This is a genomic window from Paenibacillus sp. FSL R5-0378, from assembly GCF_038009285.1.
GTDB lineage: Bacteria > Bacillota > Bacilli > Paenibacillales > Paenibacillaceae > Paenibacillus_AQ > Paenibacillus_AQ favisporus.
Map to the genome: position 1 here is coordinate 2,429,574 of NZ_JBBPAY010000001.1, position 25,434 is coordinate 2,455,007.

23 protein-coding genes are annotated in these 25,434 nt (G+C 54.7%); 11 read left to right on the top strand and 12 right to left on the bottom strand.

All coding sequences use genetic code 11. The features are described 5' to 3' along the window. Positions 1 to 135: 135 nt before the first annotated feature. Positions 136 to 1,089, bottom strand: coding sequence for a helix-turn-helix transcriptional regulator (locus tag MKY74_RS11465; RefSeq protein ID WP_076170362.1), 954 nt, complete (start codon positions 1,087 to 1,089; stop codon positions 136 to 138). Positions 1,090 to 1,327: 238 nt separating this feature from the next. On the opposite strand from MKY74_RS11465, the gene modA reads away from it, so the two are divergent. After that, positions 1,328 to 2,170: a molybdate ABC transporter substrate-binding protein gene (modA, locus tag MKY74_RS11470; RefSeq protein WP_244169264.1), complete on the top strand. Its 843-nt coding sequence runs from the start codon at positions 1,328 to 1,330 to the stop codon at positions 2,168 to 2,170. A gap of 3 nt (positions 2,171 to 2,173) precedes the next feature. Continuing rightward, the gene (gene modB, locus MKY74_RS11475) at positions 2,174 to 2,887 is read left to right on the top strand and encodes a molybdate ABC transporter permease subunit (protein WP_076170360.1); all 714 of its coding nucleotides are present in this window, start codon (positions 2,174 to 2,176) and stop codon (positions 2,885 to 2,887) included. Positions 2,888 to 2,920: 33 nt separating this feature from the next. Here modB and MKY74_RS11480 read toward each other — a convergent pair whose 3' ends face one another. The 9 genes from MKY74_RS11480 to MKY74_RS11520 all read right to left on the bottom strand — a co-directional run bounded on the left by MKY74_RS11480 (position 2,921) and on the right by MKY74_RS11520 (position 12,002). Further along, positions 2,921 to 3,208 carry a hypothetical protein gene (locus tag MKY74_RS11480; RefSeq protein WP_076170359.1) on the bottom strand — a complete coding sequence of 96 codons (288 nt, stop codon included), beginning with the start codon at positions 3,206 to 3,208 and terminating at the stop codon, positions 2,921 to 2,923. A gap of 341 nt (positions 3,209 to 3,549) precedes the next feature. After that, positions 3,550 to 5,265, bottom strand: coding sequence for an adenine deaminase C-terminal domain-containing protein (locus tag MKY74_RS11485; protein ID WP_076170358.1), 1,716 nt, complete (start codon positions 5,263 to 5,265; stop codon positions 3,550 to 3,552). Positions 5,266 to 5,283: 18 nt separating this feature from the next. Further along, entirely contained in the window at positions 5,284 to 6,339 is a 1,056-nt protein-coding gene (locus tag MKY74_RS11490) for an ABC transporter ATP-binding protein (protein WP_076170357.1), read from the bottom strand. 16 nt (positions 6,340 to 6,355) lie between these two features. Beyond that, a complete protein-coding gene (locus MKY74_RS11495; RefSeq protein ID WP_076170356.1) occupies positions 6,356 to 7,144 on the bottom strand; it encodes an ABC transporter permease in 789 nt (262 codons plus the stop codon). Between the two features lie 4 nt (positions 7,145 to 7,148). Continuing rightward, positions 7,149 to 7,970 carry an ABC transporter permease gene (locus MKY74_RS11500; RefSeq protein WP_076170355.1) on the bottom strand — a complete coding sequence of 274 codons (822 nt, stop codon included), beginning with the start codon at positions 7,968 to 7,970 and terminating at the stop codon, positions 7,149 to 7,151. A 15-nt stretch (positions 7,971 to 7,985) separates the two neighbouring features. Continuing rightward, positions 7,986 to 8,930, bottom strand: a complete 945-nt coding sequence (locus tag MKY74_RS11505; protein ID WP_076170775.1) for a nucleoside hydrolase — start codon at positions 8,928 to 8,930, stop codon at positions 7,986 to 7,988. A gap of 133 nt (positions 8,931 to 9,063) precedes the next feature. Next, positions 9,064 to 10,107: an ABC transporter substrate-binding protein gene (locus MKY74_RS11510; RefSeq protein WP_076170772.1), complete on the bottom strand. Its 1,044-nt coding sequence runs from the start codon at positions 10,105 to 10,107 to the stop codon at positions 9,064 to 9,066. A 364-nt stretch (positions 10,108 to 10,471) separates the two neighbouring features. After that, positions 10,472 to 10,819, bottom strand: coding sequence for a Na-translocating system protein MpsC family protein (locus MKY74_RS11515; protein WP_076170354.1), 348 nt, complete (start codon positions 10,817 to 10,819; stop codon positions 10,472 to 10,474). Positions 10,820 to 11,039: 220 nt separating this feature from the next. Further along, complete coding sequence (locus tag MKY74_RS11520) at positions 11,040 to 12,002, bottom strand: family 43 glycosylhydrolase (RefSeq protein WP_076170353.1); 963 nt, start codon at positions 12,000 to 12,002, stop codon at positions 11,040 to 11,042. A gap of 260 nt (positions 12,003 to 12,262) precedes the next feature. On the opposite strand from MKY74_RS11520, the gene MKY74_RS11525 reads away from it, so the two are divergent. Both MKY74_RS11525 and MKY74_RS11530 read left to right on the top strand, forming a co-directional pair. Then, a complete protein-coding gene (locus MKY74_RS11525) occupies positions 12,263 to 12,862 on the top strand; it encodes a phospholipase D-like domain-containing protein (protein WP_167372873.1) in 600 nt (199 codons plus the stop codon). A gap of 109 nt (positions 12,863 to 12,971) precedes the next feature. Then, a complete protein-coding gene (locus tag MKY74_RS11530; RefSeq protein WP_076170352.1) occupies positions 12,972 to 13,601 on the top strand; it encodes a nitroreductase family protein in 630 nt (209 codons plus the stop codon). 135 nt (positions 13,602 to 13,736) lie between these two features. Here the strand turns inward: MKY74_RS11530 and MKY74_RS11535 are convergent, their stop codons facing one another. Further along, entirely contained in the window at positions 13,737 to 14,627 is an 891-nt protein-coding gene (locus MKY74_RS11535; RefSeq protein ID WP_076170351.1) for a LysR family transcriptional regulator, read from the bottom strand. A gap of 161 nt (positions 14,628 to 14,788) precedes the next feature. Here MKY74_RS11535 and MKY74_RS11540 point away from each other — a divergent pair, with 161 nt between their 5' ends. The 3 genes from MKY74_RS11540 (at position 14,789) to MKY74_RS11550 (ending at position 18,456) form a co-directional block, all read left to right on the top strand. After that, positions 14,789 to 16,012: an amidohydrolase gene (locus tag MKY74_RS11540; RefSeq protein ID WP_208629320.1), complete on the top strand. Its 1,224-nt coding sequence runs from the start codon at positions 14,789 to 14,791 to the stop codon at positions 16,010 to 16,012. Positions 16,013 to 16,116: 104 nt separating this feature from the next. Continuing rightward, positions 16,117 to 17,340: an amidohydrolase gene (locus tag MKY74_RS11545; protein ID WP_076170349.1), complete on the top strand. Its 1,224-nt coding sequence runs from the start codon at positions 16,117 to 16,119 to the stop codon at positions 17,338 to 17,340. 351 nt (positions 17,341 to 17,691) lie between these two features. After that, positions 17,692 to 18,456 (top strand): class I SAM-dependent methyltransferase, encoded by a 765-nt coding sequence (locus MKY74_RS11550; RefSeq protein ID WP_076170348.1) that lies wholly within the window; start codon positions 17,692 to 17,694, stop codon positions 18,454 to 18,456. Positions 18,457 to 18,683: 227 nt separating this feature from the next. Here MKY74_RS11550 and MKY74_RS11555 read toward each other — a convergent pair whose 3' ends face one another. Then, on the bottom strand, positions 18,684 to 19,703 hold the full coding sequence (locus tag MKY74_RS11555; protein ID WP_076170347.1) for an aldo/keto reductase: 1,020 nt from the start codon (positions 19,701 to 19,703) through the stop codon (positions 18,684 to 18,686). A 590-nt stretch (positions 19,704 to 20,293) separates the two neighbouring features. Between MKY74_RS11555 and sigZ the strand changes: the two genes are divergently transcribed. The 4 genes from sigZ to MKY74_RS11575 all read left to right on the top strand — a co-directional run bounded on the left by sigZ (position 20,294) and on the right by MKY74_RS11575 (position 25,257). Further along, positions 20,294 to 21,031 carry an RNA polymerase sigma factor SigZ gene (gene sigZ, locus MKY74_RS11560; RefSeq protein ID WP_076170346.1) on the top strand — a complete coding sequence of 246 codons (738 nt, stop codon included), beginning with the start codon at positions 20,294 to 20,296 and terminating at the stop codon, positions 21,029 to 21,031. 155 nt (positions 21,032 to 21,186) lie between these two features. Continuing rightward, entirely contained in the window at positions 21,187 to 23,169 is a 1,983-nt protein-coding gene (locus MKY74_RS11565; RefSeq protein WP_244169263.1) for a stalk domain-containing protein, read from the top strand. 183 nt (positions 23,170 to 23,352) lie between these two features. Next, positions 23,353 to 23,964: a TetR/AcrR family transcriptional regulator gene (locus tag MKY74_RS11570; protein ID WP_076170344.1), complete on the top strand. Its 612-nt coding sequence runs from the start codon at positions 23,353 to 23,355 to the stop codon at positions 23,962 to 23,964. An 84-nt stretch (positions 23,965 to 24,048) separates the two neighbouring features. Continuing rightward, positions 24,049 to 25,257: an MFS transporter gene (locus MKY74_RS11575; RefSeq protein ID WP_076170343.1), complete on the top strand. Its 1,209-nt coding sequence runs from the start codon at positions 24,049 to 24,051 to the stop codon at positions 25,255 to 25,257. The last annotated feature ends 177 nt before the right edge of the window (positions 25,258 to 25,434 follow it).

Genomic DNA, 25,434 nt, shown 5'->3' on the forward strand with positions numbered 1-25,434 from the left:
GAATGATTCCGGCTGCCTTTTTCTTTTTTTTATCATGATTTGGACATCTACCGTCTAATGAACGGCAGCGGGTGCTCTCTCAAGTTGAGGGAATATGAGGATGATACGGGGCCGTTTCCGCAATATATGTCACATCTATGTCTCAAGCAGGATCTCCCCGGTACGGGACAGATCATACCCTGCGATACTTTGCAGCTCGCGGCGGAACTCCTCCGAACGCAAAATGACCATCAGCGACTCGATCCAAGGCATATTTTCCGCCGATTTGAGCACGACCAGGTCGTAGCGTTCCTCGATCAGCGGGATAAAATCCACGCCGCCTACGATCGCTGCCGCTTTTTCGATGCCAACCCCGACATCGGCCTCCCCGGCGGCGACGGTGCCGGCGACCGCAATATGGTTGGTTTGCTCCTCCCCGTAGCCCTGCAGCTGATCCCGCTGGATCCCGTGCAGCCGCAGCTGTTCATCGAGCAGAACGCGGGCACCCGACCCTTTTTCGCGGTTGACGAGCCTAAGCCCCGTGCGGGACAGATCGGCCCAGTCTTTTAACCCAAGGGGATTCCCTTTTTGGACATAGAGTCCCGCCTTCCGGGATAGCAGGTTGACGACCAAATACGGAAAGCCGACCAAAATCCGCTTAATGTACGGCAAATTGTATTCGCCCGTATCGCCGTCGAGCAGATGGGTGCTCACGATGTCGGACTCTCCGCGGTACATCGCAATCAGACTGTCCAGACTCCCGACATATGCGCGGAGCGGACGGATGCCGGGCGTATGCTTTTCCATATGCTTAACGAGAATGTCAAGGCTGATATCCTGCCCGGTAATGACTACCGAACGGGTTCCGCCGGCTCCGACAGCGGCAGGTTGAAAGGAAACCGGCTCCGCCGGAGCCGGGCGTTGTTCGGCCGCCTGCAGTCCTTTAGCCCTTTGCTTGTAGGCTTCCAAATCTGCGGCATCGACGCGCATTTGCTTGCCCACCCGATACGAAGGCAGCTCGCCTTTTTTGATCAGGTCGTAGACGGTGAGCTTGGATATTTTCAGGAGCTTGGCAATCTCCTCGGTCGTATACGAAATGTCGCTGGACATGAGCTTCCTCCTTGTACGTTGTATGTTTCGCTGAACGTTTCGTTATATGTTATTTTTTCTTGTAATGGCTTAGGTCTGAACCCTGTGAACATAGTGTCTTCTATTGTATCACACCCGGATGTGAAAATTGTGCAAACCGTATTTACAACCTCGCGGCCCACTGGATATAATCAATTATAACTAATTATAACTAAATATAACGATTAAGGATTGGAGATTACGGATGATCAAAAGGGGTATGAAACCAGGTGTTTGGCTGATCCTCGCCGCCTTCGTTCTGATGCTGGCAGGCTGCGGATCGAATTCCGGTTCGGCTGCAGACCCGAAATCGGCCGACTCAGGAGCCGCTGCGGAAACTTCTAATAGAGAGGCTGCACAGCAGGTAGAACTGACCATCTCCGCTGCGGCCAGCATGACGGATGCGCTGCAGGAGATTCAACAAGCGTACGAGGCGGAGCATGCGAACGTCAAACTGAACTTTAACTTTGGCGCTTCGGGGGCGCTGCAGCAGCAGATCGAGCAGGGCGCACCGGCGGATCTGTTCCTCTCGGCTGCAGTGAAGAACATGAAGGCGCTGGAGGACAAGCAGCTCATCGATTCTTCGCATGAGAAAGACCTTCTCGCCAATGAGCTTGTGGCCGTGGTGAACGCCAAAGAACCGGCCCAAGTCTCGGGCATGGAGGACCTGAAAGGAACCGGCTTGAAAAAAATCGCCATCGGCATTCCGGAAAGCGTTCCGGCAGGGAACTACGCCAAGGAAGCACTGACGAACGCCAAGCTGTGGGACACACTCCAGCCGAAGCTGGTGCAGGCCAAGGATGTGCGGCAGGTGCTGCAGTACGTGGAAACTGGCAATGCGGATGCGGGTTTTGTGTATAAAACGGATGCATTGACTTCGGATCAGGTCAAAGTGGCGTTTACTGTCGACCCGTCTGCCTATACGCCGGTCGTTTACCCGGTCGGAATCGTTAAGGCGACGAAGCACAGCCAGGAGGCGGTGGATTTTTATGAGTACCTCCAGACGGATTCGGCCCTGGACATTTTTAAAAAGTACGGATTTTCCGTGCCGCAGCAGGGTTAACAGATGATGGACTGGCAGGCGTTTTGGGATCCGGTCAGACTGTCCTTACAGGTTGCCCTGCTCTCGAGTCTGATCGTGATCATCCTGGGTACGGGAGCTGCCTGGTGGATGGCAAGGCATCATTTCCCGGGAAAAATCGTCTTGGAGACGCTGTTTATGCTGCCTCTGGTCCTGCCGCCGACCGTGGTGGGGTTTCTGCTGCTGATGCTGCTTGGCCGCCGCAGTTGGGTGGGGCAGCTGATCGAATGGCTGTGGGATGCGCCGATTATTTTTTCCTGGTGGGCCGCTGTTGTGGCGACCGTCGTCGTGGCATTCCCGCTCGTGTATCAGACGATGAAGAACGGCTTTGCCGCCGTTGATCCGGATCTGGAAAAGGCGGCCCGCTCCGACGGGGCAGGCGAGTGGAGGGTGTTCCGTTCCATTACGCTGCCGCTCACTTATTCCTCGCTGCTGACCGCGCTCGTGCTCGGGTTTGCCAGGGCGCTCGGCGAGTTCGGCGCTACGCTCATGGTTGCCGGGAACATTCCCGGCAAGACGCAGACGGTCCCGACGGCCATTTACGTGGCGGTCGACGCCGGCAACATGCCGATGGCCTGGGCGTGGACGCTGGCGATCGTCGCGATGTCTTTTGTCATGCTGCTGCTGACCGGAAGGAAAGCGCCGGAAGCGGAGCGGCCGCGAGCGGGCACAGAGGTATCGAGAGAAAGCCGGGGATAACGGAGGAGTATTGGTTTCGGGCTGTTTTGTTGATCATGCATCGATAAGAATATACAGCCCCAGGCAAAACAGTATAGCTGATATCAAATAGAGAACTGTTTTTCTCAGCCACCATGGAAAATGCTTATAGATCAACCCTGCAATAAAGCTGCAGATTATTGCTGCGATATTTCCTGATATCGTATCGGCAAGGGGCCATACATTCATCACATCCGTAACACTGCCTTTAGATTTTTCACGTTTAATGGCAAGGCCAGATCTAATCGCCATAAACGATACAATCCATATAAGGACAACGAGTATGAGCTTCCACCACTTCATGTGCAATTCCCTTCTATGTAGCAGTATATATAAACGGGCGGAGACTAATGTTTGTACGGTATCTCGCCTAAAGTCCGTAGGATATTGTATAGCATAAGGTCGTTATATGCCTATAGAAATAATCTGGAATAAGTGATGTGATTTTGGCCCATAAAACGGCTTTAGGGCGAAGATAGGTATACTTGTGCTTGATCGATTATGTCATATAAAAAAAGGGCTGTCCCCACGCCAAAATAGCGGGGACAGCCCTTTGTGATATATACGGCAAGGCCATTTATAAAAGGTCAAACCTTTCGGCAATGCCAAACCTAACCGGTAAATGTTATACCCTGGCCAGTAACTTACACCTGCTCAATAATAAGCGGTACGACTTTGCCGGCGTTGACGTCGATCAGCCCGTGATCGGTGATTTTGAGGTACGGGCTTACCGGCAGCGAATGCGTCGCGATCGACATGATCGGGTTGTAGTGCTTATACCCGAGCTCTTCCATCGCCTCGCGAACCTGTTGGACGGACTCGGCGGCCAGATCGAGCGGATCCTCAGTCAGGATGCCGCCGACCGGCAGGTGCATGTTGGCTTTGATCTCGCCGTCCAGGGTGACGCAGAAGCCGCCCTGCTGGCGGATGACGGTGTTGGCGGCGAGGACCATGTCCTCGACGTTGTGACCGATCACGAGCAGGTTGTGGTTGTCGTGGGAGTAGGTCGTCGCCACGGCGCCGCGCTGGATCGTATCGCCTGCGATAAAGCCGAACGCTTTTTGGCGTCCTTTGCCGTACCGTTCAAATGTGGCGATCATGCCGCAGCCGCTGTCCTCCCACAGCAACCGGCCATTCGCGGCCGGCACGTCCACCTGGCTCTCCTTGGTGAAGGTCGAGCCGTCCTGGATCGTCATCACCCGGCACCGGTAGATGCCGTCCTCCACGCCGGCCGCCGCTTCAAAATCGGCGGCGCTCAGCTCGTCCAGCTGGACGCTGTGGTAGAAGTGCTCCGGGAACCGGTAGCCGCTCGACTGCGGCTCAAAGGCCTTGGCGGCGGAGTACACCTCCGCGCCGTTTTTGTACACTGATTCCAGCTTCAGCTCGGACAAATCCGAGATCAGCTGGAAGTCGGCGACTTTGCCCGGTGCGATGGAGCCCCGATCGTACATCCGCATGCGGCGGGATGGGGAGAAGGTCGCGGCGTAAATCGCCCGCTCCGGAGACATCCCCATGCCGATGGCCTTGCGGACGATCTGGTTCAGATGGCCGCGGGCACGGAACGAGTCCGCCATGACGTCATCGGTCACGAAGCAGAAATGCTCGGATACATCGTGGCGGATCAGGTAGTCCATCACTTCCGGCGTCATCGACTTCTCCTGGATTTCAATGAACATGCCGGCCGCAATCCGCTCCTCCAGACCCTGCAGCGTCTGATGCGTATGGTCCGAGTTGACGCCGGCATAAATGACGCGCTGCAGGTCCAGATCCAGCAGCTTCGGCACGTGGCCTTCAATGACGAGCTCAGGATAATGCGAGCGAATATGCTCCAGGATGCGGTTCGTTTTGCAGTCCGGGTCGGTAATGATGTCGACGTAGTTCATGATCTCGCCGAGGCAGATGACATCCCCTGTGGACAGGAGGGCATCCATGTCCTCGATCTCGATCGATCCGCCCGTCGTTTCCATCGAGGTGGACGGGACCGAGCTCGGAATGGCGTAGAACATGTCCACCGGACAGTTCCGGCTCGCCTTGATCATCTCAAGAACGCCGTCGAGGCCGAACACGTTGGCCATCTCATGCGGCTCGGGTACGATCGTGGTGACGCCGTTTCGCAGGAGACCCGCCGAGAAGGATTCAGGCGTCACCATCGTGCTTTCAATGTGCAGATGGATGTCGATGAAGCCGGGGACCATATAGAGTCCCTCCGCGTTAATGACCTGCTTGGCCTGGAACGTATCTTCGCCTCTCAGGCCGATATAGAAAAACTTGCCGTCCTTGACGGCGACGTTGTTGGTAGACCACTGCTTAAAGTAACTGTTGTACACCTTGGCTTGAAGAAATAGCAAATCTGCATGCATACGTTGTTCCCCCTATGGTTATTCGACAAGAACGAGCTTATCCGATGGAAACAACAGACGGATTTCCTGCCCGTTCGCATAGGGCTGCTGCATTTCCTGGTTGACCGTAAATTCGCCCAGCGGCGTATCGACGACGTATTGGTAGCTGCGTCCAAGATACGTGCTGACTTTGACCTTGCCGGTCAGTACGTTGTCGCCGGAATTGATCTCCTGCAGCGTACCGGCAATGAGGTCGTCGGGGCGGATGGCGCCCTTCATGGTGACAGGCATGCCATCGGCCTTGGCGGCATGAAAGTGGTAGTCTCCCTTGCGCAGGGTGAAGAAGGAGCCTTCACTGTCCCGCTCGTCAAAATGGATGAAGTTGTTGAAGCCGATGAAGCGGGCGACGAATTCGGATTTCGGATACTGGAAAATGACCGACGGCTGATCCAACTGCTCGATGATCCCTTTGTTCATGACAGCGACCCGGTCCGAAATGGAGAAGCACTCCTCCTGGTCGTGGGATACGTACACGGTCGTGATGCCGAGCTCCTGCTGGATGCGGCGGATTTCCACGCGCATGTTTACCCTGAGGTTGGCGTCCAGATTGGAGAGCGGCTCATCGAACAGGAGCAGATCCGGCTCAATGACGAGGGCCCGTGCGATGGCGACGCGCTGCTTCTGGCCGCCGGAGAGCGCCTGCGGGAATCTTTTTTCAAATCCGCCGAGGTTGACGATCTCCAGCATGTTCATGACCCGCTTCTTGATCTCGTCTTCCTTGACTTTGCGCTGGCGCAGTCCGAAGGCGACGTTGTCAAACACGGACAGGTGCGGGAACAAGGCGTAGCTCTGGAAAACGAAGCCGAAATTCCGCTTGTTGATCGGCACGCGCGTATAGTCCTTGCCGCTGAATTTGAAGGCTCCGTCCGTCGCTTCGAGGAAGCCGGCGATGAGCCGAAGGGTGGTCGTTTTGCCGCAGCCGCTGGGACCCAGCAGGGAGATCAGGTGGCCTTTCTCAATGGAAAGGTTGAAGTCTTTCAGAATATACTGCTGGTCATAGGCGACCGATACGTTTTCAAGTTGTAGTAGTGCCATCGTCTCACGCCTTTCGTTATTGTTTGGTGAAATAGGTTAGTCCGAGCAGCCTTTCGATGACGAACATGAACACGGCCGTGATCAGCATGAGCAGGACCGAGATGGCTGCGATGGTCGGGTCAAAATAGTTTTCGACGTAGGTCAGCATTTGGATCGGCAGCGTGCTGACGCCCGGACCGGTCATAAACAGCGAAATATCCACGTTGTTGAACGATTCGAGGAACGCGAGCAGTACCGAAGCGATGATGCCGGATTTAATGTTCGGCAGGACGACTTTGAAAAAGGTCGCAAGCCGGCTGGATCCAAGGCTGAGCGCCGCTTCCTCGACCGCGAAATCGAAGTTGGCGAGACTGGAGCCGATGACCCGGATAATAAACGGCAGCATAATGATCGTATGGCCGATCAGAAGCGACGTATAAATCGGGAAATGGAACGTGATGACGACGTACTTGAGCAGCGTAAAGCCCAGCACGATCCCCGGAATGAGCAGGGGGGACAGGAACACCGCATTCAGCGTGTCTTTGCCCCGGAACGTCACCCGGTTCAAGGCGTAAGCGGCCGGAACCCCAAGCAAAATCGCAATCACGTTGCCGAGCAGTGAGACGAAGATCGACGTTTTGAAGGTCGACATGAACATCTCCACGTCAAAAATATTCTGGTACCATTTCAGCGAAAAACCGGTCGGCGGAAATTTAAGCACCGTTCCCGGCTCGAAGGACGTCACCGCGATGATCAGGAGCGGCCCGAGCAGGAACAAGTAAACGATAAAGGAAAAGAGGGCGAGCCCCGGATTTTTGGTCTTCATAGTTCTACCCCTTCGGATTGAATTTGGCCGCTGCTTTATTCATCAGCCCGATGACGATGAACGTAATGATCATCATGATGGTGGCAATGGCCGAAGCCGCCTGCCAGTCATTCAGCGTAATGGCGTTCTGGTACAGGAAGGTCGCGACGACGCGCTTTTTCCCGCCCAGCAGGGCAGGCGTGGTGTAAGCGGTCAGGCTGCCCACGAACACGAGAATGCTGCCGACGATCAATCCCGGTATACTGAGCGGGATGACGATTTTACGGAAAGCCGTCAGCTTGGACGCACCCAGGCTCTGCGCCGCCCGGACCAGATCGTGGTCGATGGACTCGAGCACCCCGACCAGCGTAATCAGAATCAAGGGAAGGAACAGATGGACCAGACCGATAATCATCGCCGTCGGTGTATAGAGAATGCTGAGCGGATCGTGAATGATCCCCAGCTTGATCAGCACATTGTTGACCAGACCGTTTTTGCCGAGAATGATCATCCAGCTGAAGGAGCGGACGACCGAGCTCGTGAGCAGCGGGAAAATCGCCAGCGCCAGCAAAATGCCCTTTTTGCGCGGAGGCATCATGGACAAATAGTAGGCGACCGGGAATCCGATCAGGATGCACAGCAGGGTGGTCGCGACGCTGACGAGCAGCGTCGTTCCCAAAATATCAAGGAAATACGAGTCCTTGAAAAATTGTAAGTAGATGCCGAACGTGAAGCTCCCGTCCTTGAACAGCGTCGAGCCGACCGTGAGGATCAGCGGAACGATCATGAACAAGGTCAGAAACAGCAGCCCGGGTGCGAGCAGCAGGTACAAGTATCGCTTTTTCATGAATGTAATCTCCTGTTATTGGTAGGATCCACCGCGCAGCACGGCGATAAAGCGGTTCAAAAATGCGTCTGAATCGGCATCAAGGCATACGTCCAGGTTCGGCTGGCGCTGCAAACGGTTTTGGAAATCGCACACCGTCTGCCCGTCGCACAGCTCGCTCCGGGTCTCCACATCGACGTGTAGACGCTCCGTCCGAACCAGCTCGGGCCAAATGGCGGCGCCGACCGCCAAAGGGTCGTGCATGGCGCAGGCCCGGACCCCGTTGCGCTCATAGTAGCGCTCCATGTAATCCGATGTGCTCTGGCGCACGTAACCCGCGATCTCCGAGGAGCCGAGCGCATCAATGTGCGCGCTGGTCAGCAGCGCTTTGCGCGTCACGTCGAGTCCGACCAGCGTCAGGGACGGGAATCCGGCCTGAAAGACCAGGCGTGCCGCTTCCGGATCGACATGGATGTTGTATTCCGCTGTCGGCGTAATGTTGCCGTGCGTACGGACCGCACCGCCCATGACGACCAGCTCCTTGATATCGTGGACCAGGCCCGGATGCTTGGCGAGGGCCAGAGCCACATTCGTCAGCGGCCCGGTAGCGATCAGCGTGATTTCGCCGGGATAGCGCTTGGCCTGCTCTACAATGAAATCGGGCCCGAACATATCCGGGTCGGTCCGGTCGGCAGGCTGCATGTCCAAGAGGGCGCCGCCCAATCCGTCCTCGCCGTGCACGCGGTGCTCAAAGAGACGGTCCCGCAGGAGCGGCCGGGATGCCCCGGGATAGACCGAGATGGACGCCGGCGCCTTGATGAAGTCCAATATTTTGCAAGTGTTCAGGGTTGCAGTCGTCAGTGACACGTTGCCGTTGACTGTCGAGATCCCGAGCACGTCCAGCTCGCCGCTGCGGACAGCCAGCATAATTCCGAGTGCATCGTCAATGCCGGTATCGACATCCAGGATGGCTTTCTTCACATGGATTCCCCTTTCAAAATGAAGCATGTGCCGCCTTGTATCCAGGCAGCGGTGAATAAAAAGCAGGGGCGGGCAGCCCCTGCTGAATCATAACCCCGTAAGGCTGCTTATATTTACTAAAAAAGGCTTGGCGTTACTTCGTCACTTCACGGTTGAAACGGTCCGTCCAGCTCTTCAGGTTTTTGTTGACGAACGCCATGTCCAGCTTTTGCAGCTTCTCAACGACGCTGGAGCCGTACGTTACGGCAGCGGCTTCCTCTGCGCTGAGGCTGACATTGCGGTTGGCAGGAGAGTCGACCTTGGCTTTAGCCGCTTTTTCCTGAACTTCCTGGCTAAGCTGCCAGTTGATGAAGTCTTCGGCAAGTTCTTTGTTTTTGCTTCCTTTGACGACGTTCAGCGTATTGACGATGGCGTACGCGCCTTCCGACGGCGTTACGAATTCGACGTTCGGGTCGGCCTTCTTCAGGTCGCCGAGGTACATTTGCATGATCGGTCCTGCAGCGGCTTCGCCTTGCGTGAACATGTTGATGAACTCGGACGTCTGGCTGTAGTATTTCACGACGCTCGGATTGAGCTCGGCCAGTTTGCCAAATGCCTTGTCTTCATTGAATTCCGTGCTTCCAGCTACCTTGGAGGCGGCGTCGACCATCATCGGACCGCTGGTGGACGTAATGCTCGGCATCGTCACTTTGCCTTTCAGCTCCGGCTTCCACAAGTCAGCCCAAGAGGATATCGTCGTTCCGGCTGCCTTCTGGTCATAAGCGATGCCCAATTGGCCAATCGTGTAGGCCGGACCATACTCTTCGCCGTTTGGTGCTTTGGCGATATCATAGAGCGAGTCAAGGTTGCTCAGCCGGCTGCGGTCGATCTTTTCGAAGGCTCCCGCTTCAATGCCCTGCTGTGCGTAGTAATCCGACAGATAGACGACATCGACGTCGGAGCTGCCCTGCAAAATTTTGCTCAGGCGGTCGGCGTTGTTTCCGGTCTCCAGGACGATTTTCACATTGTGCTCTTTTTCGAATGGGGCATACACTTCTTTATTGTAGAAATCCTCGGCAAATCCCCAGGTCGACACGACCAGCTTCTTCTGACCGCCGGACGATCCGCCGGAGCTGCTGTCTTCGCTGCCTCCGTTTCCGCATCCCGCAAGTACCAGCGCTGCCAGCGTACAAGTCATGAGTCCCTTAATCCATGGTTTCTTCACAATCGATTCACTCCTGTAATGGTTTATTTTTTATTTGTTTTTCTGCTGCAGGCCGTATGCCGGGCTTCCGCCGCCGGGAAATTTTTTTCTCTGCTGTATATGATTGTTTTTCCCTACTGGACGGTTGTTATATCCCCCTTTTGAATAGACATTTTGGCATGTCACAAGAAAAATCAAACAAATTCTATAACTAAATCTATAAACTAAAAAAGAAAAGCACTCTAGATAGAAGAAAATCTCTAACTAGAGCGCTTTTCAATGTAAACAAAGAATAGCGGCATCCGTTCTTGTTACGGTTCGGCCAGTCCTTAAGATAAATCAAAAGAAAAGGGCCGTATCATTCAGGTTGTGACATTATGATGTTCGTGACTGCCCACTGCGTGGCGGGATCATAATCCCGAAGGAGAACCTCGATGTTTAGTCCCAGTTCCTCTTCCAGCCGAGATTTCAGCTTCTTCTTGTAAATCATCGACATGTAAAAATCGACCTCGTATTTCAAAGCCGGAACCTCGCCCTCGAGCACAGTGGAGCGGGGAGACCGACGGTGTCTGGCATACAAGGTAATCGCATCGGACTGAATGCTTGTCTTCAATAAAGAAGTACCAAAGCCGAACAGCTCCTTGGAAACTTCATTATATACCTGACTCAGCTTCTGCTTGAATTCGTTGGAATCTAAATGAACCATTGGTCACCTACAAACGGTTGATTATTTTGGTGATGAGGAGTTCAGATAGGTCTATATTACATAAAAAAAGAGTTTTTTGCAAGACCATCGTTCGGGTTTTGTCGATTTTTGATGATAATTTAATGTCATAAATGATTTGAATTGAATCCATTCACGAACTTTCCAACCCATGTCAGGTTTGGTTGACTGCTCCGAAACGAAAAATACAGTTAAAAAAGCATCAATGATAATACGGCCAACCGCTGGAATCCCAATAAAGATCGCTGATCAGCAGCTTGGGAGCGCCGTTCTCGGCTGCGCTGTAAGCGTGGCGTGCGATGATGCTGATGCCTTCGATGTCCTGTCCGCCCGGACCGGCCCAGGCGCTGTTTCCGCTGTCGATGACCGACGCGCCGCCGTTTTTCATGTCGGTTCCGTTTTTGTCAACGTAAGGCCCGAGAATGCTCTTCGAGCGTCCTACTGCAACCTGATACGTACTGTCCAGTCCGGAACAGCATTTGCCGATGGAGACAAACAAATAATAGTAGCCTGTGTTTGGATTGTACACGATGTTCGGCGCCTCAATGCCGCCGGATTTGGTCGCGATGCGGTAGGCGTTGCCCGACGGCTTCATGGTCGATTTGTCGATGGCGGTAATATAAATTCCGTTGCTCCATGAGCCGAATGTCAGCCACAGATTGCCTTTTTCGTCTTGGGTGAGGTTCGGATCGATGGCGTTATAACTGGACGAATCGTTTGAGGAGATCACCATTCCCTGATCCGTCCATTTGCCGCCGGAGATGGAGGTGGTCGTCACCAGTCCGATGGCGGACACTTTCGAGCCGAACGTGGAGATCGCATAATATAGGTAGTAAGTGCCGTTATAGTAGAAAATATCAGGTGCCCACACGTCCAGCCCCGATTGGTTCGGTACATAGCTGCTCCACCATGCGGGCTTGGCCGTAAAAATCGGCAGGGAACGGTTGTAGGTGGTTCCGTCCGTGGAATACAGCACTTGAAGGCCTGAACCGGTACTGAACACCCAATGGGTGCCGGTCCCCTTTTCAACGATATAGGCGGGGTCGTGAACGTTGGTGTCGCCTTTCAAATTCCAGGTTGAAGCGCTTACAGGAAAAACTGAACCGAGGAGAAGCAGGAGAGACAGCAGCACCGTCATCACCATTCGTTTACTTCGTTTCACCATTCTTGATCAGGCTCCTTTGACATGAGATTCATACAGCTCTTTAATTTTAATGAAATATGAAACAGTTAAGTAATATCTAAAATTTATATCAATATTGAAAGCGTTGTCAATCATCTTTTTGAGATCAACGGCATTCTTTTTTGGCAGTTCCGGTATGAAATCAGGCTACGTGCCGCACTTGCTCAGCAATTTTGAATCGATGGAAAAGAATGTTATTCTACCGTACGCCAAAATTTCCATGTTTTGAAGGAGGTCATCCGATGAAAGTCATCAACAGCTCCGTGTCCGCCATTCTGCTCTGTGCTGCCGTTACCGGCTGCTCCGCTGCGTCGGATGAACAACAAGGGCGAGGAAGCTCTGCTCATAACGGTGCAGTAACGGAAGGCTCTGCCGCTGACGTTCAAGCCCTGTTCACGAGCGAAGGCGAACGTCCGGAGAAAGCGATCGTACAGCTCATCAAGGAGGCCAAATCCTCGCTGGATATTGCCGTGTACAGCATCAGCTACGAGCCGGTTGTGACGGCCATCATCGATGCGGCGGACCGCGGGGTTCAGATACGGCTGATTACGGACCGGGCGCATGCGGAAGAAAAAGGGAAACAGAAGAAAGCGCTGAAGCGGATCCGGGAAGCCGGTGTTCCGGTCAAGGTGAATGCGCATGAAGGGAAGATGCATCTGAAAATGCTGATTGCGGATCAAAGCCGGGTGGAGGCCGGATCGATGAATTATTTGGAGTCCTCTGCCCAGGAAAATGACGACGTCGTGCTGATTATCAAGGATGCGGCCGTTGCCGCCAAGTTTGAGCAAGCGTTCAGCCATCTGTGGGACGATGCCGATCGTTTCACGAACTGGAGCGGGTGATATTTCAGAGGTCAGAACTTTTTTTGAATTGTAACTTACTTTTTTACAGTTAGTGTGATATGATAACTTCATAGCCAGTTGGAAATTTATACATACGGAGGCGAACAGCATGACGTCCTTTACAGACCTTGTCAAAGCAAGAAGATCCGCCAATAAATTCGACCCGAGCGTAACCATCAGCCCGCAGGAGCTGGACGACATGTTCAACCTCGTCAAATTTGCACCGTCGGCCTTCAACCTGCAGCACGCTCACTACGTTCCCGTCATCGATCAAACGAAGAAGGAACAGGTGCATGAAGCAGCATTCAAGCAGTACAAAGTGTTAACGAGCTCGGCCGTCATCGCCGTATTGGGTGATCTTGAAGCCTACCACAACGTGGGACCGATCAACGAAGGGCTGCTAAGCCTTGGCGTTATCGACCAGCGCGAATTTGAGGAGACGGTCAGCAGCGTAACAGACATGTATGAAAGCAGGGGCGACACGTTCAAGCGGGATGAGGCCATCCGGAACGCCAGCTTGTCCGCGATGCTGTTCATGCTGATCGCCAAGGACCGGGGCTGGGACACCTGCCCAATGATCGGATTTGATCCGGAAGCGCTGCGGAAGGTGCTGAACATACCGGACCGGTATGTGCCGGCCATGCTGATTACGATCGGCAAGGAGGATGCGGGCAGACAGAGACCGCGCGGCTACCGCAAGCCGGTGGCGGAGTTTGTGACATACGACGGGTTTAACTGATTAAAAAAGAAGCAGCTGCCGTTCCAACGTTTTTTACGGTAAGTCCATGCAATTATTCATAAAGTAGTGTCAAGCCAAAGCCCTCTCCGATATGCGGGAGGGCCTTTTCGTTTGCAATCCTTTGCTTATACGCTGTCATTCCCTTGATGCAGGAGGGGAGATCATGTCGATAAAATGCCGCGCCGCCTGGGACAGGTGGTGCTCCTTCAGCCAGATCAAGGCATACGGCGATGTTAAGTCCGGGTCAGCGATTCTCGCAACCTGAACATCATGACGGGTATGAAGCTTTACGATCGTCTCAGGGACGACCGCCGCCCCGAAGCCGCTGGACACTAAAGATAGCAGCAGGGGAATGTCCGAGCATTCGGCGATGATCCTGGGCTCGAAACGGTGCTTCGCGCAGGCCATCAGGACGGTGTAGTGGACGCCTAGTCCTTCTGTGCTTGGAAGGATTAGGGGGTAGTTTCGAATCTGCTCAAGCGGGATCTCCGGAGCAAGAGGCTCTGGGATAAGCTTCCTGGATGCCATCAGATAAAAGGGCTCTGTATTCAAATGAAGCACCGAGAACTCGTCCAGCGCAAGCGGAAGGCGGATGATCGCGAGCTCAAGCACCCTGCTCTTGACCATGCTGCACAGTTGGGCGGATTCGTTCTGCTGGATTTTGTAGGTGACCTGCGGATAGTTCTCCTTGAACCGCATCAGCGTATCGGGGAGATCCACCGACGACAGGGTGTTGATGCCGATGCGGAGTACCCCTTTAAAGCCGCTGCCGATCTCCTGAACTTCGGTCTTGGCTTCGTCCATCAGCTGCAGCAGCTTCAGGGCGTAGCTGTACAGTGCCTTGCCCGCTTCGGTCAGCTCCAGATGCTTGCCGCTCCGCTCCACAAGAGCCGATCCAAGCTCGTCCTCCAGTGCTTTTAGCTGCTGGCTCAGTGGAGGCTGTGACATGTGCAGCCTTCGGGCTGCGGCGGAAATCTGCTTTTCCTCTACGATGATCGTAAAATACCTCAGCTGTCTGATATCCATGGGTCATCCCTCCAGTCAATTCTGTTCAATGTATATATAAAACCTTTGCATTTCAAATATTATAAATATTTTTCATATATCAAATCCCATGTTAGCATACGGGATATGAGGCAGGGAAGTCTGCGCTTCTATCACAGGACCACCAAAGGAGGAAGGGCTTGATGGAACATTCATCTTTATGGCTGACCCATGTCCGGCTGGAGACCGGCTGGCGTTACGAAGGAGACGCCGTCAGCGGTACGGAAACCGCATTGTACCATATCCGCATTTCCGAGGGGAGCATCGCTGAAATCCGGCCGGCGGATGCGATGCCGGAGGACGGCTTCCCCCACACGGACATGGGCGGGGCGTTGATGCTTCCGGCGATGCGGGACATGCATATTCATTTGGACAAAACGTATTACGGCGGCCCATGGAAAGCACCGGGACCTGCGCCCAAAGGCATCTTTTCCCGGATCGAGGAGGAGGAGAAGCTGCTGCCCAAGCTGCTGCCGACGGCGCAGCATCGAGCGGAGCGGCTTATCGAGCTGCTGCTTGCGTCCGGGACGACGCATTTTCGCACCCACTGCAACATCGATCCGTTTGTCGGGCTGAACAATCTGGAAGCGACGCTGCGTGCGGCCGAGACCTATAAGGACCGCGCCACCTTCGAGATCGTGGCGTTTCCGCAGCACGGGCTAATGCGCAGCCAAGCGGCCGGCCTGGTGCGGGAGGCGCTGCGCAGCGGGGCTTCCCTGGCAGGCGGTGTCGATCCGGCCACGGTGGACGGCGACATCGAGAAGTCGCTCAACACGATGATGGAGCTCGCCGTGGAGGCGGACGCCGGGGTCGACCTGCATCTGCACGATCCGGGCCACCTGGGCGTGTTTACGATCCAGCGCCTCGCGGATCTGACCGAGCAGGCCGGATGGCAGGGCAGAGTCACGGTCAGCCACGCACTGGCGCTGGCGGACATTTCGCCGGAGGAGGCGGCTGCGGTAGCCGCCCGGATGGCGGACCTTGGCATCTCGGTTACGTCGTCCGTACCGCTTGGACGGACGATTCCGATCCCGATGCTGGCAAAGCAGGGGGTTCGGGTGGAGCTGGGGCATGACAGCATCGCCGATCATTGGTCCCCGTTCGGCAAAGGGGACAGCCTGGAGAAGGCCGGAACGCTTGCCGAGCGTTTCGGCTGGGGCAGTGAGGCGGCGCTTGGCGCCAGCCTCGGCTTTGTAACCGGCGGAAGGACCCCGCTGGACGGGGAAGGCCGCCGGGTGTGGCCGATGCCGGGGGACGAGGCCAGCGCCGTCTTTGTGGACGCCAGCTGCTCGGCGGAAGCCGTAGCAAGGCGGGCAGCGCGGAAAGCTCTGCTGCATCGGGGCAAGCCCGTTTTCGGCGTGAAATAGAAATGAGGGCATAGCCTCTTGTGAATTTTTTACCCCATAGAATGAACTAAATACAATGTGAAACTTTTAGTTCAATCTATAGAATAGAAAGGATGTTGATATCGATGCAATCAGCTCTTTGGCTTACCAACGTCCGCCTGGAGAGCGGACTCCATACCGACAACGGCGTGGTGACCGGCACGGAAACAGAGCTGTGCCATCTCCTGATCCGGGACGGCAAGATCGCGGATAAAATTCCGGCGAATCAGGCGATTACGGACGATCTGCCGCGGCTTGACGCCAAGTCGAATCTGGCACTTCCTTCTTTTATCGAGAAGCACTGCCATCTGGACAAGACGCTGCTCGGTTCCAAGTGGCGGCCGGTTACGCCGGCAAAGCATATTTTTGACCGGTTGGACGAGGAAAAACGCCTGCATGCGGAGCATGCCGTTTCCATCGCCGAGCGGGCCTCCCTGTATTTGGAGACGGCACTGCGATCCGGCGTCACGCATGTTCGGACCCATGTGGACATTTACCCGGAGGCCGGCCTCAAGCAGATGGAAGAGGTGCAGAAGGCGCTGCAGGCGTTTGATGGCAAGCTGACGTATGAAATCGTCGCTTTTCCGCAGCAGGGGCTCCTGCGCTCGCAGTCTGCCGGGCTTGTGCGGGAAGCGCTGCGCAGCGGGGCGTCGCTCGTCGGCGGGGTCGATCCGGCGACGGTCGATGGAGATTTGGAGAAATCGTTGCGAACGATGGTCGAGCTTGCGGCCTCCGAAGGAGCGGGGATCGACCTGCATCTGCACGACCCGGATCATCTCGGGTTGTTTACGCTGAAGCGTCTGGCCAGCCTCACCCGGGATGCCGGTCTGGCGGGCAAGGTTGCTGTCAGCCATGCGTTCTGCCTCGGCGACATTCCCGTCGGGCAGGCCGAAGCGGCCGCAGACATGCTGGCGGAAGCCGGGATCGGCATCATCACGAGTGTGCCGATGAACCGCAAGTTTCCGCCCGTACGCCTGCTCCAAGGCAGGGGCGTATCCGTGTCGGTCGGCTGCGACAACGTCTTTGACGTATGGTCGCCGTTTGGCACCGGCGACATTCTCGAGCGCACCGGCCGCCTCGCCGAAATCTCCGGCTGGGTGAACGAGCAGGCGCTCGCGCAGGGCCTGCAGTACATCACCGGCGGAGTAACGCCGCTTGATGCCGAAGGCCGCCAGGCTTGGCCGCGGATCGGCGACGAGGCGAGCCTTGCGCTGGTCGACGCGTCGTGCTCGGCCGAGGCGGTCGCCCGCAAATCACCCCGGGTGGCTACATTGTTCCGGGGGAACGTCGTGGCCGGAGCGCTGGTCTGAGCAGTAGGTCGGGCCGGCTCTTGCCGTGCCGCTGGACTGACTGAAGCCCAATAGACAGCCGGGCTCTGCGGGCCGGGGACAAACTTGAAAGCCGTCAGCCTCTGCGATGCAGGGGTTGGCGGCATTTTTGTGCTTGCGGTTTGGCGCTTGAGGGGATCTGCCAACAGGTGAGATGACTTCGCTTCTCTAAATTAGGTCTTGCAACAATACGCAGGGTTTTCTATAATCAAGACAGAAATTAATGGAACTGTGTTTCATTCTATGAAACATATCATCGAGAAAGTACAGCAGGATGCAGGTTCGTGGTTCGATGCAGGTGCATGATCTAATGTTGCTAAAGGAGCGTGAAGCATGATGAGCAGTGACAGCAAGGCAAGATTTTCAAACCGGGTGGAGAACTACGTCAAGTACCGCCCAAGCTACCCTGCGGAAGCGGTGGACTACCTTTACTCCGTAGTCGGCATGACGGCCGATTCGGTGATTGCCGATATCGGTGCGGGCACCGGCATTTTCTCCAAGCTGCTGCTGGAGCGGGGCAGCAACGTTATTGCCGTGGAGCCCAACGCAGCTATGCGGGAAGCGGCTGAGCAAGAGCTTGGCGCGTCGCCGAATTACCGCTCGCACGCCAGCGCTGCGGAAGATACCGGGTTGCCTGCGGACGCGGTCGATTTCATCGTGTGCGCCCAATCGTTTCATTGGTTTGACCGTCCGGCCGCGCAGGCGGAGTTTCACCGGATCCTGAAGCCCGGCGGCAAAGCCGTCCTGATCTGGAACTCCCGGCTCACGAGCGGCACGCCTTTTCTGGAGGGATACGAGCAGCTGTTGAAGCAGTACAGTAAGGATTATGAGAAAATGACCCACAAAAACATTTCCGGAGTGCAGCTGCAGCCGTTTTTCCGGGATGGAGGCATGCACACCGCGGTATTTGGCAACCGTCAGCTGTTTAATCTGGAAGAGCTGATCGGCAGGGCCATGTCGTCTTCCTATGTGCCGGCCGAGGGCGAGCCGAACCATGAGCGGATGAAGCAGGGGCTGCAGGAGCTGTTTGAGCAGACCCAGGTGGACGGGAAGATCAGCTTCGATTACGAAACGGAATTGTTTTGGGGTGAAGTGTAGCGGAATTTTCGTCCCGGTCTGGACAGCACAAAAGCCGCGGATGCCCTAGCTAATAGACGCAGGGCTCCGCGGCTTTTTGCGATATTTAGAGACGGTTCAAGATCATGAGAAATGAATAAATATCTTAGTCAGGCTGAACCATTTCTGCTTGCAGGAAAGTCTCCCGCTGAACGCGAACGCGTGCCCGACTCATGTAAACTCAGCTAGATGGCATACGGCTTCAAGCCTCAAGGGTGCTTGCGGATAATCGAATCATCCTCTTCCATAAAGGGCCACGCCGGATATTCGATCGGCAGCCGGCTCACCTCATCCAGACGGGCCAGCTCGTCATCTGTCAGCACGAACCCGCTGGCTTTGAGGTTATCCTGCAGCTGATCCGGGCGCTTGGCGCCGACGATTACGCTGGTTACCGCCGGCTGGTTCAGCACCCAGGCGAGGGCGATGCGGGCCACGGTAGACTCGCGGGTTTTCGCGATGTCCTCCAGCACGTCGATGATGGAATAGGCTTTATCCACATCTATCGGCGGAAAAGCAAACTTGGTGTGCCGGTCCTCGCTGTTTCCGGTACGCGTGCGGGCGTATTTACCGGACAGGAAGCCGCCGGCAAGCGGGCTCCATACGAGCAGGCCCATGTTCTGATCCTTCAGGACGGGAATGATCTCCCTTTCGATGTCACGGCCGACCAGCGAATAGTAGGACTGGCTGCTTTTAAAAGCATGCAGGCCAAGTTCCCTGGAAATGCCCCGGGCTTTCATCAGCTCCCAGCCGGTCATATTGGAAGAGCCAATGTAGCGGACCTTACCGCTGCGGACCAGGTCGTCCAGCGCCCGCAGCGTTTCTTCCCAATCGGTCAGCTGGTCCGGGTTATGGATTTGATACAGGTCAATGTAGTCCGTGCCGAGCCGTTTCAGGCTTTCCTCGACCTGGCGCATAATATGCAGTCTGGACAAGCCGAGGTCGTTCGGGCCGCTGCCCGTACGCCCCCTCACCTTGGTGGCGATGATGACGTCCTGCCGCTTCGCCCCAAGCGCTTTGCCGAGAATTTCCTCTGAGCGTCCGCCGGCATAAATGTTGGAGGTATCAAAAAAATTGACCCCCGCGTCGAGCGCCTGCCACACAAGGTGTGCAGCGTCCTGCTCTCCCAGCCCGCCGAAAACGCCCCATTGTCCGCCGCCGCCAAACGTCATGGCTCCCAGCCCGATCTCCGATACCAGCACGCCCGTATTTCCCAACAAATTGTATTTCATTTTTTATCCCTCCAGGTTTTGTTTTAAGAGATCAGAATGTAAGCTTTTCAGTGGTGAAACATCCTGATCTCGCAAGAAAAAGTTCCGCTAAACGCGGTCTGTCATCTGAGAATGTACGTCGATGAATGTTTTTGTTAAGAGATTAGAAATGATAAACCTCTGAGGCCAAGTATCCTGATCTCGCAAGAAAAACTTCCGCTAAAGGCGGTCTGTCTTCTCAGATGTACGTCGATAGATGTTTTTGTTAAGAGATTAGAAATGATAAACCTCTGAGGCCAAGCATCCTGATCTCGCAAGAAAAACTTCCGCTAAAGGCGGTCTGTCTTCTCAGATGTACGTCGATAGATGTTTTTGTTAAGAGATTAGAAATGATAAACCTCTGAGGCTAAACATCCTGATCTCGCAAGAAAAACTTCCGCTAAACGCGGTCTGTCATCTGAGAATGTACGTCGATGAATGTTTTTGTTATATTGATGGAGACGGGGAAACCCGATCAAAGACGCAAAAGTGCGGGAATTTTTTTGAAAAATTTATATTAAACGCAGGATAAATATAAAAAAGCCGTGTTCTACGGGGAGGGAGATGTCATAATGCAGGATAGACCAGCACAGGAAAAGGGATATGAACCGAAGCAGGTACACACAGCCGTGAACCATTCCGTGATGACGGAAGATCAGGCCGGATACACGGATGCTGCTGGATGGAAGGCCAATGGCTGCCGGCCGACGATCACGCCGGAAATGCTGTGGGATCAATATCACGAACCGATTTCCGCTTTCGTCGCGCGCCGGACGAATCGCCACCCCGATACCGAAGATATCGTGCAGACAGTCTTCATGAAGGCTTACCTGCACCTGCCGGAACTGCAGGACCCGGATCGGCTTCGGGCCTGGCTGTATCAGATTGCCCGGAATGCGGTGACGGATCACTTCCGAAAGGAGAGACGGTTGGATGAACTTCCGGAGCAGCTGCCAAGCGTTGCGGAAGAGGAAAGCGAAGATTTCTCGCAGGAGGCGATCTGCGGGATGAAAGGCGTTATTCCTTACCTGCCGGATAAGTACCGGGAGGCGGTTGAGCTTTCCGAACTGAAAGGGATGTCGCAGAAGGAACTGAGCGAGAGGCTTGGCATTTCCTATTCGGGGGCCAAATCGAGGGTCCAGCGGGGCCGTGAAATGGTGAGGGAGCTGATGAACAGCTGCTGCACGATCCGAACAGACAAGTACGGCAGCATCATCGATTACCGCGTGAACCTGCCCAAGCCGGTCGTCTATGGAAGGGTTGCCAAGAAGCCGGCACGGCGAAAAGCTTCGACCCGGGCGGAGCGTTAACGTATTTGGGTGGGTCAGCGAATGTTGTTAATCCCTTCGTTGTAAAGAACACGTCACAATAATGAGTGGCGTGTTTTTTGATTTGAAGGGATATTTTGCCATGGTGTCGAATCATACAAGGATTTGCCTAAATATGACAAAGAGGGGTTATGAACTTGAACGTAACATGGAAAAGAAGGCTGTCCACGATTGCGCTGGGCGCCTTGATGATGGGTGCCGTCCCGGCTTTCGGCCATCAGACGGCTTCAGCCGACGGGGCTCAGCAGTTGCAGATTAAAGACATCGCCGGCAAAAATACGTATCTGATGAGTGACGGCTCGATGTGGTCCATGGTCGACGGAAACCGGACCATCTATACGAAAGGCTCGGTCGACGAGATTTCGGGGAACGTGTACGAAGGCTTGGGTATCACGCGTGACGGCCGGTTGGTTGAATGGGATATCGGCATGAAGCCTCATGTGGTTGAGGGGAAAAGCGGAATCAAGCAAGTGTCCGGGCCGTACCGGCTTCAGGCCGATGGTACCGTCTGGGCCGGTGACAGCAAGCTGAAGAATCTTAGCGACATAACGCTGATTGGCTACGGGGAGAAGGATTTTGCCGCATTGACCCAGAGCGGAGAGCTGTTGTTCAAGGATCCGTACAAGACCGATCAATACAAAAAAGTCGGAACCGTAAACAATGCCGGATCGGTCAAGTCGATGGCCGTGCATGACGACCGCGTCGCTCTGCTGTACACAGGTGGAGAAGTCGTGGTCTATCAAATGTCGAACTTTGACGACAATGGCCGGGTTATCCCGGTAACCGTTGCTACTGATGCGGTACATATTTCTTATGTTTCAGCAGAACCAACCGACGTGCTGATCGTGACTCGCAAGGATGGAACCGTATGGCAGACGGGAGAATACTCCAACCGCTGGAAGCTGACCACGCAGGTTCAGGGGCTGAGCAACGTGGTCAAGACGGCGGTAGATGCGTATAAGGATGACTTGACCGAAGGCATTTACGCGCAGCGTGCCGACGGGACATGGGTCATCAGCAAGGACGGCGAGGTCCAGCCGGTGGAGGTGCCTGCCGTGAAGGCGGTGTCCATGTCCGTCTCCGATAAGAAGCCGTATGTTGGCGATGCGGTACAGGTCGATATTCAAGAGACGTATACCAACGGGGCCAAGCTGAAGGTGCCTCTGAAGGAAGCGCAGCTTGACATGGACAAGCCTTACCTGCTGAAAGTGCAGCCTGACGGCAAGCTGAAAGCGGCCGGCGTAGGCGAAACGAAGCTGACGGTGACTTCTGGCAGCGTCTCCTCCAGCGTGACGGTGACGGTCAGCCTCCGCGATCCGTTGAAATATGCCAAACTGGTCAAGGGAACCGTATATCTTCCAGCCAAGACGGTGTTCAAGGCGCTGGGAGGTACGGCTGAGGTATCGGGCGGAAATTGGAACGCTGCTCTCGGGGATGCGAAGCTGTCATTTAAGGCCGGCAGTCAGGCAGCCCAATTTAACGGCAGTCATCTGACATTAAAAGCATCGCCAATCATCGACAAAGGCGAAACGTACATCCCTGCCTCCCTGCTTGCCGATACGCTGGGGGCCAAGGTCACCTGGGATGCCCAATGGCGGCAGGCCGAAGTTGCACTCGGTCAGGGCAAGATGACGATCGTCTCCCAAGACACTGCGGGCTTGATCAAGAAAGCAATGCAGGGCAGTCTGGCCAAATTCATCGGGAAAACGTATTGGGTGAACGACTTTGATGGCTGGGAACGGTTCTCCAAAGTCACGGTGACGGATGTTCTTCCCACGGACACCGGAAGCTTTGTCGTCGTTTTCAAATCGGCTGCTGGAAAAACGCTGAAGAGCTATGCCATGAATACGTCGGAAGTGACGCAGTTGTTTGCCGACTCGACGTACTTTTTGAAATATGATCCCTATACAAAGTATAAATGGTCATCTTCGGTCTGGAGCCAGATCAAGGCGGGCAATGTAACGCTTGGCATGACCAAGGAGCAGGTGCTGCTGTCCTGGGGAAATCCCGCCGCTAAAGATATCCAGTCCGTGAACGGTACGAAGATCGAGACCTGGGGCTGGTCCAATTACGATGTTGTCTCTTTCATCGATGGCAAGGTTACATTAATCATCATGTAACGGCTGGAACAGCAATCATTCGAGCCGCCAGCCCATTTACATAAACCGGGGCCGGGTATACCCCGGTGGCCGGTTTTTTTAGATCGTTTCCCAGGAAAAATAAACTGCGGCTTGCCATGAAAAAAATGCCGTGCTACAATACTGACTGAACGTTCGGTATATATATGTATTGGAGTGAGCGTCATGAACCAGAAGCAGCTGCAAAGCGAACAGACCAAGAGGAAGATTGCAGATGCCGCCCGCGCGCTGTTTGTTCAAAAGGGTTATAAGGCGACTTCGATCGAAGATATCGTGGCCGCGACCGGGAGCAGCAAAGGCAACATCTACTATCACTTCAAGAGCAAAGAAGGATTATTCCTTCACCTGCTCGAAGAGTGGGACCGCGAATGGGAACTGAACTGGGAGCAAAACGAGCACTTGTATAAGACCACTACCGATAAGCTGTATGCCGTGGCGGAACAGTTGGCGGCTGACGACTTGAACCATCCGCTCACGAAGGCAGCCGATGAATTTTTTCATAACGAAGAAAAGACATCCGAAGTGGAATCCCGTATGGCCGAGATGAAGGTCAAGCATTTGGCGTTTAATCAGAACCTGCTGCAGGAAGGAATTGACCGCGGCGAATTCATGCCGGGCGATGCCGAGCGGCTCGCAGCCGTGCTGGAAGCGATTTTTTTCGGCGCCAATCAGCTGTCGCGCAGATTAAACCCGGAGAAGACGACCCTGCTGTACCGGGATGCCGTCACTGTTTTTTTGAACGGAGTGGCGACGGATAAGCAAGCAAAAGAACGATAGCGGAGAATGGTCTTCGTTATCTCACGCCATAATACATAACGAACGTTCAGTATACATGCTGAATTTGCTTACGGAGGCTTTTTTATGTCGCTGCTAGTTAGAAACCGGGGAGCCATTCTGCTCCTCATGCTCAACAACTTCATTATTTTTACGGGCATCGGACTTATCATTCCAATTATGCCGAGTTATATGAATCTGCTGCACATTAACGGAAGCGTGCTGGGCCTGCTGGTCGCGGCCTTTTCCATCACGCAGCTCGTCTTTTCGCCGATCGCCGGCAGGCTGTCGGACTCCATCGGCCGCAAAAAGGTCATCCTGGCCGGACTGCTGCTGTTCGCCGTGTCGGAATGGTTGTTCGGCGCTTCCAGCACGCTGCCGTTTCTGTTCCTGGCGAGAATGCTGGGCGGGGTGAGTGCGGCTCTGGTTATGCCGGCCGTCATGGCCTATACCGCTGACGTCACAAGTGAGGAAGAGCGCGGCAAAGGGATGGGCTTCATCAACGCTGCCATCACGACCGGTTTTATCATCGGACCCGGCATCGGCGGCTATCTTGCCGAATATGGCATTCGGGTTCCTTTCTACGCGGCCGCAGTCGGCGGGCTGCTGGCCATGGCGGTTACCGCGTTCTTCTTGCGGGAAGTGCCGAAGGCCGCGCAGACCAGCGACGGATCGGATACCAAGATGGCACCGGCCGGATTGCTGCGCCAGCTGGCTGGTGCCTACCGGGCCCCTTATTTTATCAGTCTGATCGTCGTGTTTGTCGCTTCGTTCGGGCTCGCCAATTTCGAGACGGTGTTTGGGCTGTTTGTCGATCATAAATTCGGTTTTACGCCTAAGGATATCGCCTTTATCATTACGTTCGGCTCGGTCTGCGGGGCGGTGGTGCAGATCACCATCTTCGGCTGGATCCTGAACCGGTTCGGAGAGAAAAGAGTCATCACGCTCAGCATTTTCGTATCGATCCTCTTTATTATTTTCACGCTGCTTGTGCATACGTTCTGGCTTATGGTCGCCGTGACCTTCGTTCTGTTTCTGGCAATGGATATTTTGCGCCCGGCCATCGGGACGCAGATGTCCAAGTTTGCCAATGAGGAGCAGGGTTATGTGGCGGGGCTGAACTCCGCGTTTACGAGCCTTGGCAACATTATCGGCCCGATCATTGCGGGGGCGCTGTTTGACATGAATGTGAATTATCCGTACATTCTCGCGAGCATCGTGCTGGTATTCGGATTCCTGCTGTCCTTCAAATCACGGGAAACGCAGTATGAGCTGGAGTCCAGATCGGTTCGTTAATACAGAAACAGGTTAGAATGATATATAAATAAACACCGGAATATGATGAAAAATCCTCCGAGCCCTATGGGCCCGGAGGATTTTTTTGTGTCTATTAGCGGAATAAAGCCGCAAGTCATGGCCACGGTCCCTGTGAATCCGCGCCGGCTTTAAGCTTGCGGACAGACAACGGCCATC

What these genes read in the sequence shown, in the direction of transcription:
- MKY74_RS11465 (WP_076170362.1), bottom strand. Translation starts at nt 1,089, where the DNA reads ATGTCCAGCGACATTTCGTATACGACCGAGGAGATTGCCAAGCTCCTG.
- modA (WP_244169264.1), top strand. Translation starts at nt 1,328, where the DNA reads ATGAAACCAGGTGTTTGGCTGATCCTCGCCGCCTTCGTTCTGATGCTG.
- modB (WP_076170360.1), top strand. Translation starts at nt 2,174, where the DNA reads ATGATGGACTGGCAGGCGTTTTGGGATCCGGTCAGACTGTCCTTACAG.
- MKY74_RS11480 (WP_076170359.1), bottom strand. Translation starts at nt 3,208, where the DNA reads ATGAAGTGGTGGAAGCTCATACTCGTTGTCCTTATATGGATTGTATCG.
- MKY74_RS11485 (WP_076170358.1), bottom strand. Translation starts at nt 5,265, where the DNA reads ATGCATGCAGATTTGCTATTTCTTCAAGCCAAGGTGTACAACAGTTAC.
- MKY74_RS11490 (WP_076170357.1), bottom strand. Translation starts at nt 6,339, where the DNA reads ATGGCACTACTACAACTTGAAAACGTATCGGTCGCCTATGACCAGCAG.
- MKY74_RS11495 (WP_076170356.1), bottom strand. Translation starts at nt 7,144, where the DNA reads ATGAAGACCAAAAATCCGGGGCTCGCCCTCTTTTCCTTTATCGTTTAC.
- MKY74_RS11500 (WP_076170355.1), bottom strand. Translation starts at nt 7,970, where the DNA reads ATGAAAAAGCGATACTTGTACCTGCTGCTCGCACCCGGGCTGCTGTTT.
- MKY74_RS11510 (WP_076170772.1), bottom strand. Translation starts at nt 10,107, where the DNA reads ATGACTTGTACGCTGGCAGCGCTGGTACTTGCGGGATGCGGAAACGGA.
- MKY74_RS11515 (WP_076170354.1), bottom strand. Translation starts at nt 10,819, where the DNA reads ATGGTTCATTTAGATTCCAACGAATTCAAGCAGAAGCTGAGTCAGGTA.
- MKY74_RS11520 (WP_076170353.1), bottom strand. Translation starts at nt 12,002, where the DNA reads ATGGTGAAACGAAGTAAACGAATGGTGATGACGGTGCTGCTGTCTCTC.
- MKY74_RS11525 (WP_167372873.1), top strand. Translation starts at nt 12,263, where the DNA reads ATGAAAGTCATCAACAGCTCCGTGTCCGCCATTCTGCTCTGTGCTGCC.
- MKY74_RS11530 (WP_076170352.1), top strand. Translation starts at nt 12,972, where the DNA reads ATGACGTCCTTTACAGACCTTGTCAAAGCAAGAAGATCCGCCAATAAA.
- MKY74_RS11535 (WP_076170351.1), bottom strand. Translation starts at nt 14,627, where the DNA reads ATGGATATCAGACAGCTGAGGTATTTTACGATCATCGTAGAGGAAAAG.
- MKY74_RS11540 (WP_208629320.1), top strand. Translation starts at nt 14,789, where the DNA reads ATGGAACATTCATCTTTATGGCTGACCCATGTCCGGCTGGAGACCGGC.
- MKY74_RS11545 (WP_076170349.1), top strand. Translation starts at nt 16,117, where the DNA reads ATGCAATCAGCTCTTTGGCTTACCAACGTCCGCCTGGAGAGCGGACTC.
- MKY74_RS11550 (WP_076170348.1), top strand. Translation starts at nt 17,692, where the DNA reads ATGATGAGCAGTGACAGCAAGGCAAGATTTTCAAACCGGGTGGAGAAC.
- MKY74_RS11555 (WP_076170347.1), bottom strand. Translation starts at nt 19,703, where the DNA reads ATGAAATACAATTTGTTGGGAAATACGGGCGTGCTGGTATCGGAGATC.
- sigZ (WP_076170346.1), top strand. Translation starts at nt 20,294, where the DNA reads ATGCAGGATAGACCAGCACAGGAAAAGGGATATGAACCGAAGCAGGTA.
- MKY74_RS11570 (WP_076170344.1), top strand. Translation starts at nt 23,353, where the DNA reads ATGAACCAGAAGCAGCTGCAAAGCGAACAGACCAAGAGGAAGATTGCA.
- MKY74_RS11575 (WP_076170343.1), top strand. Translation starts at nt 24,049, where the DNA reads ATGTCGCTGCTAGTTAGAAACCGGGGAGCCATTCTGCTCCTCATGCTC.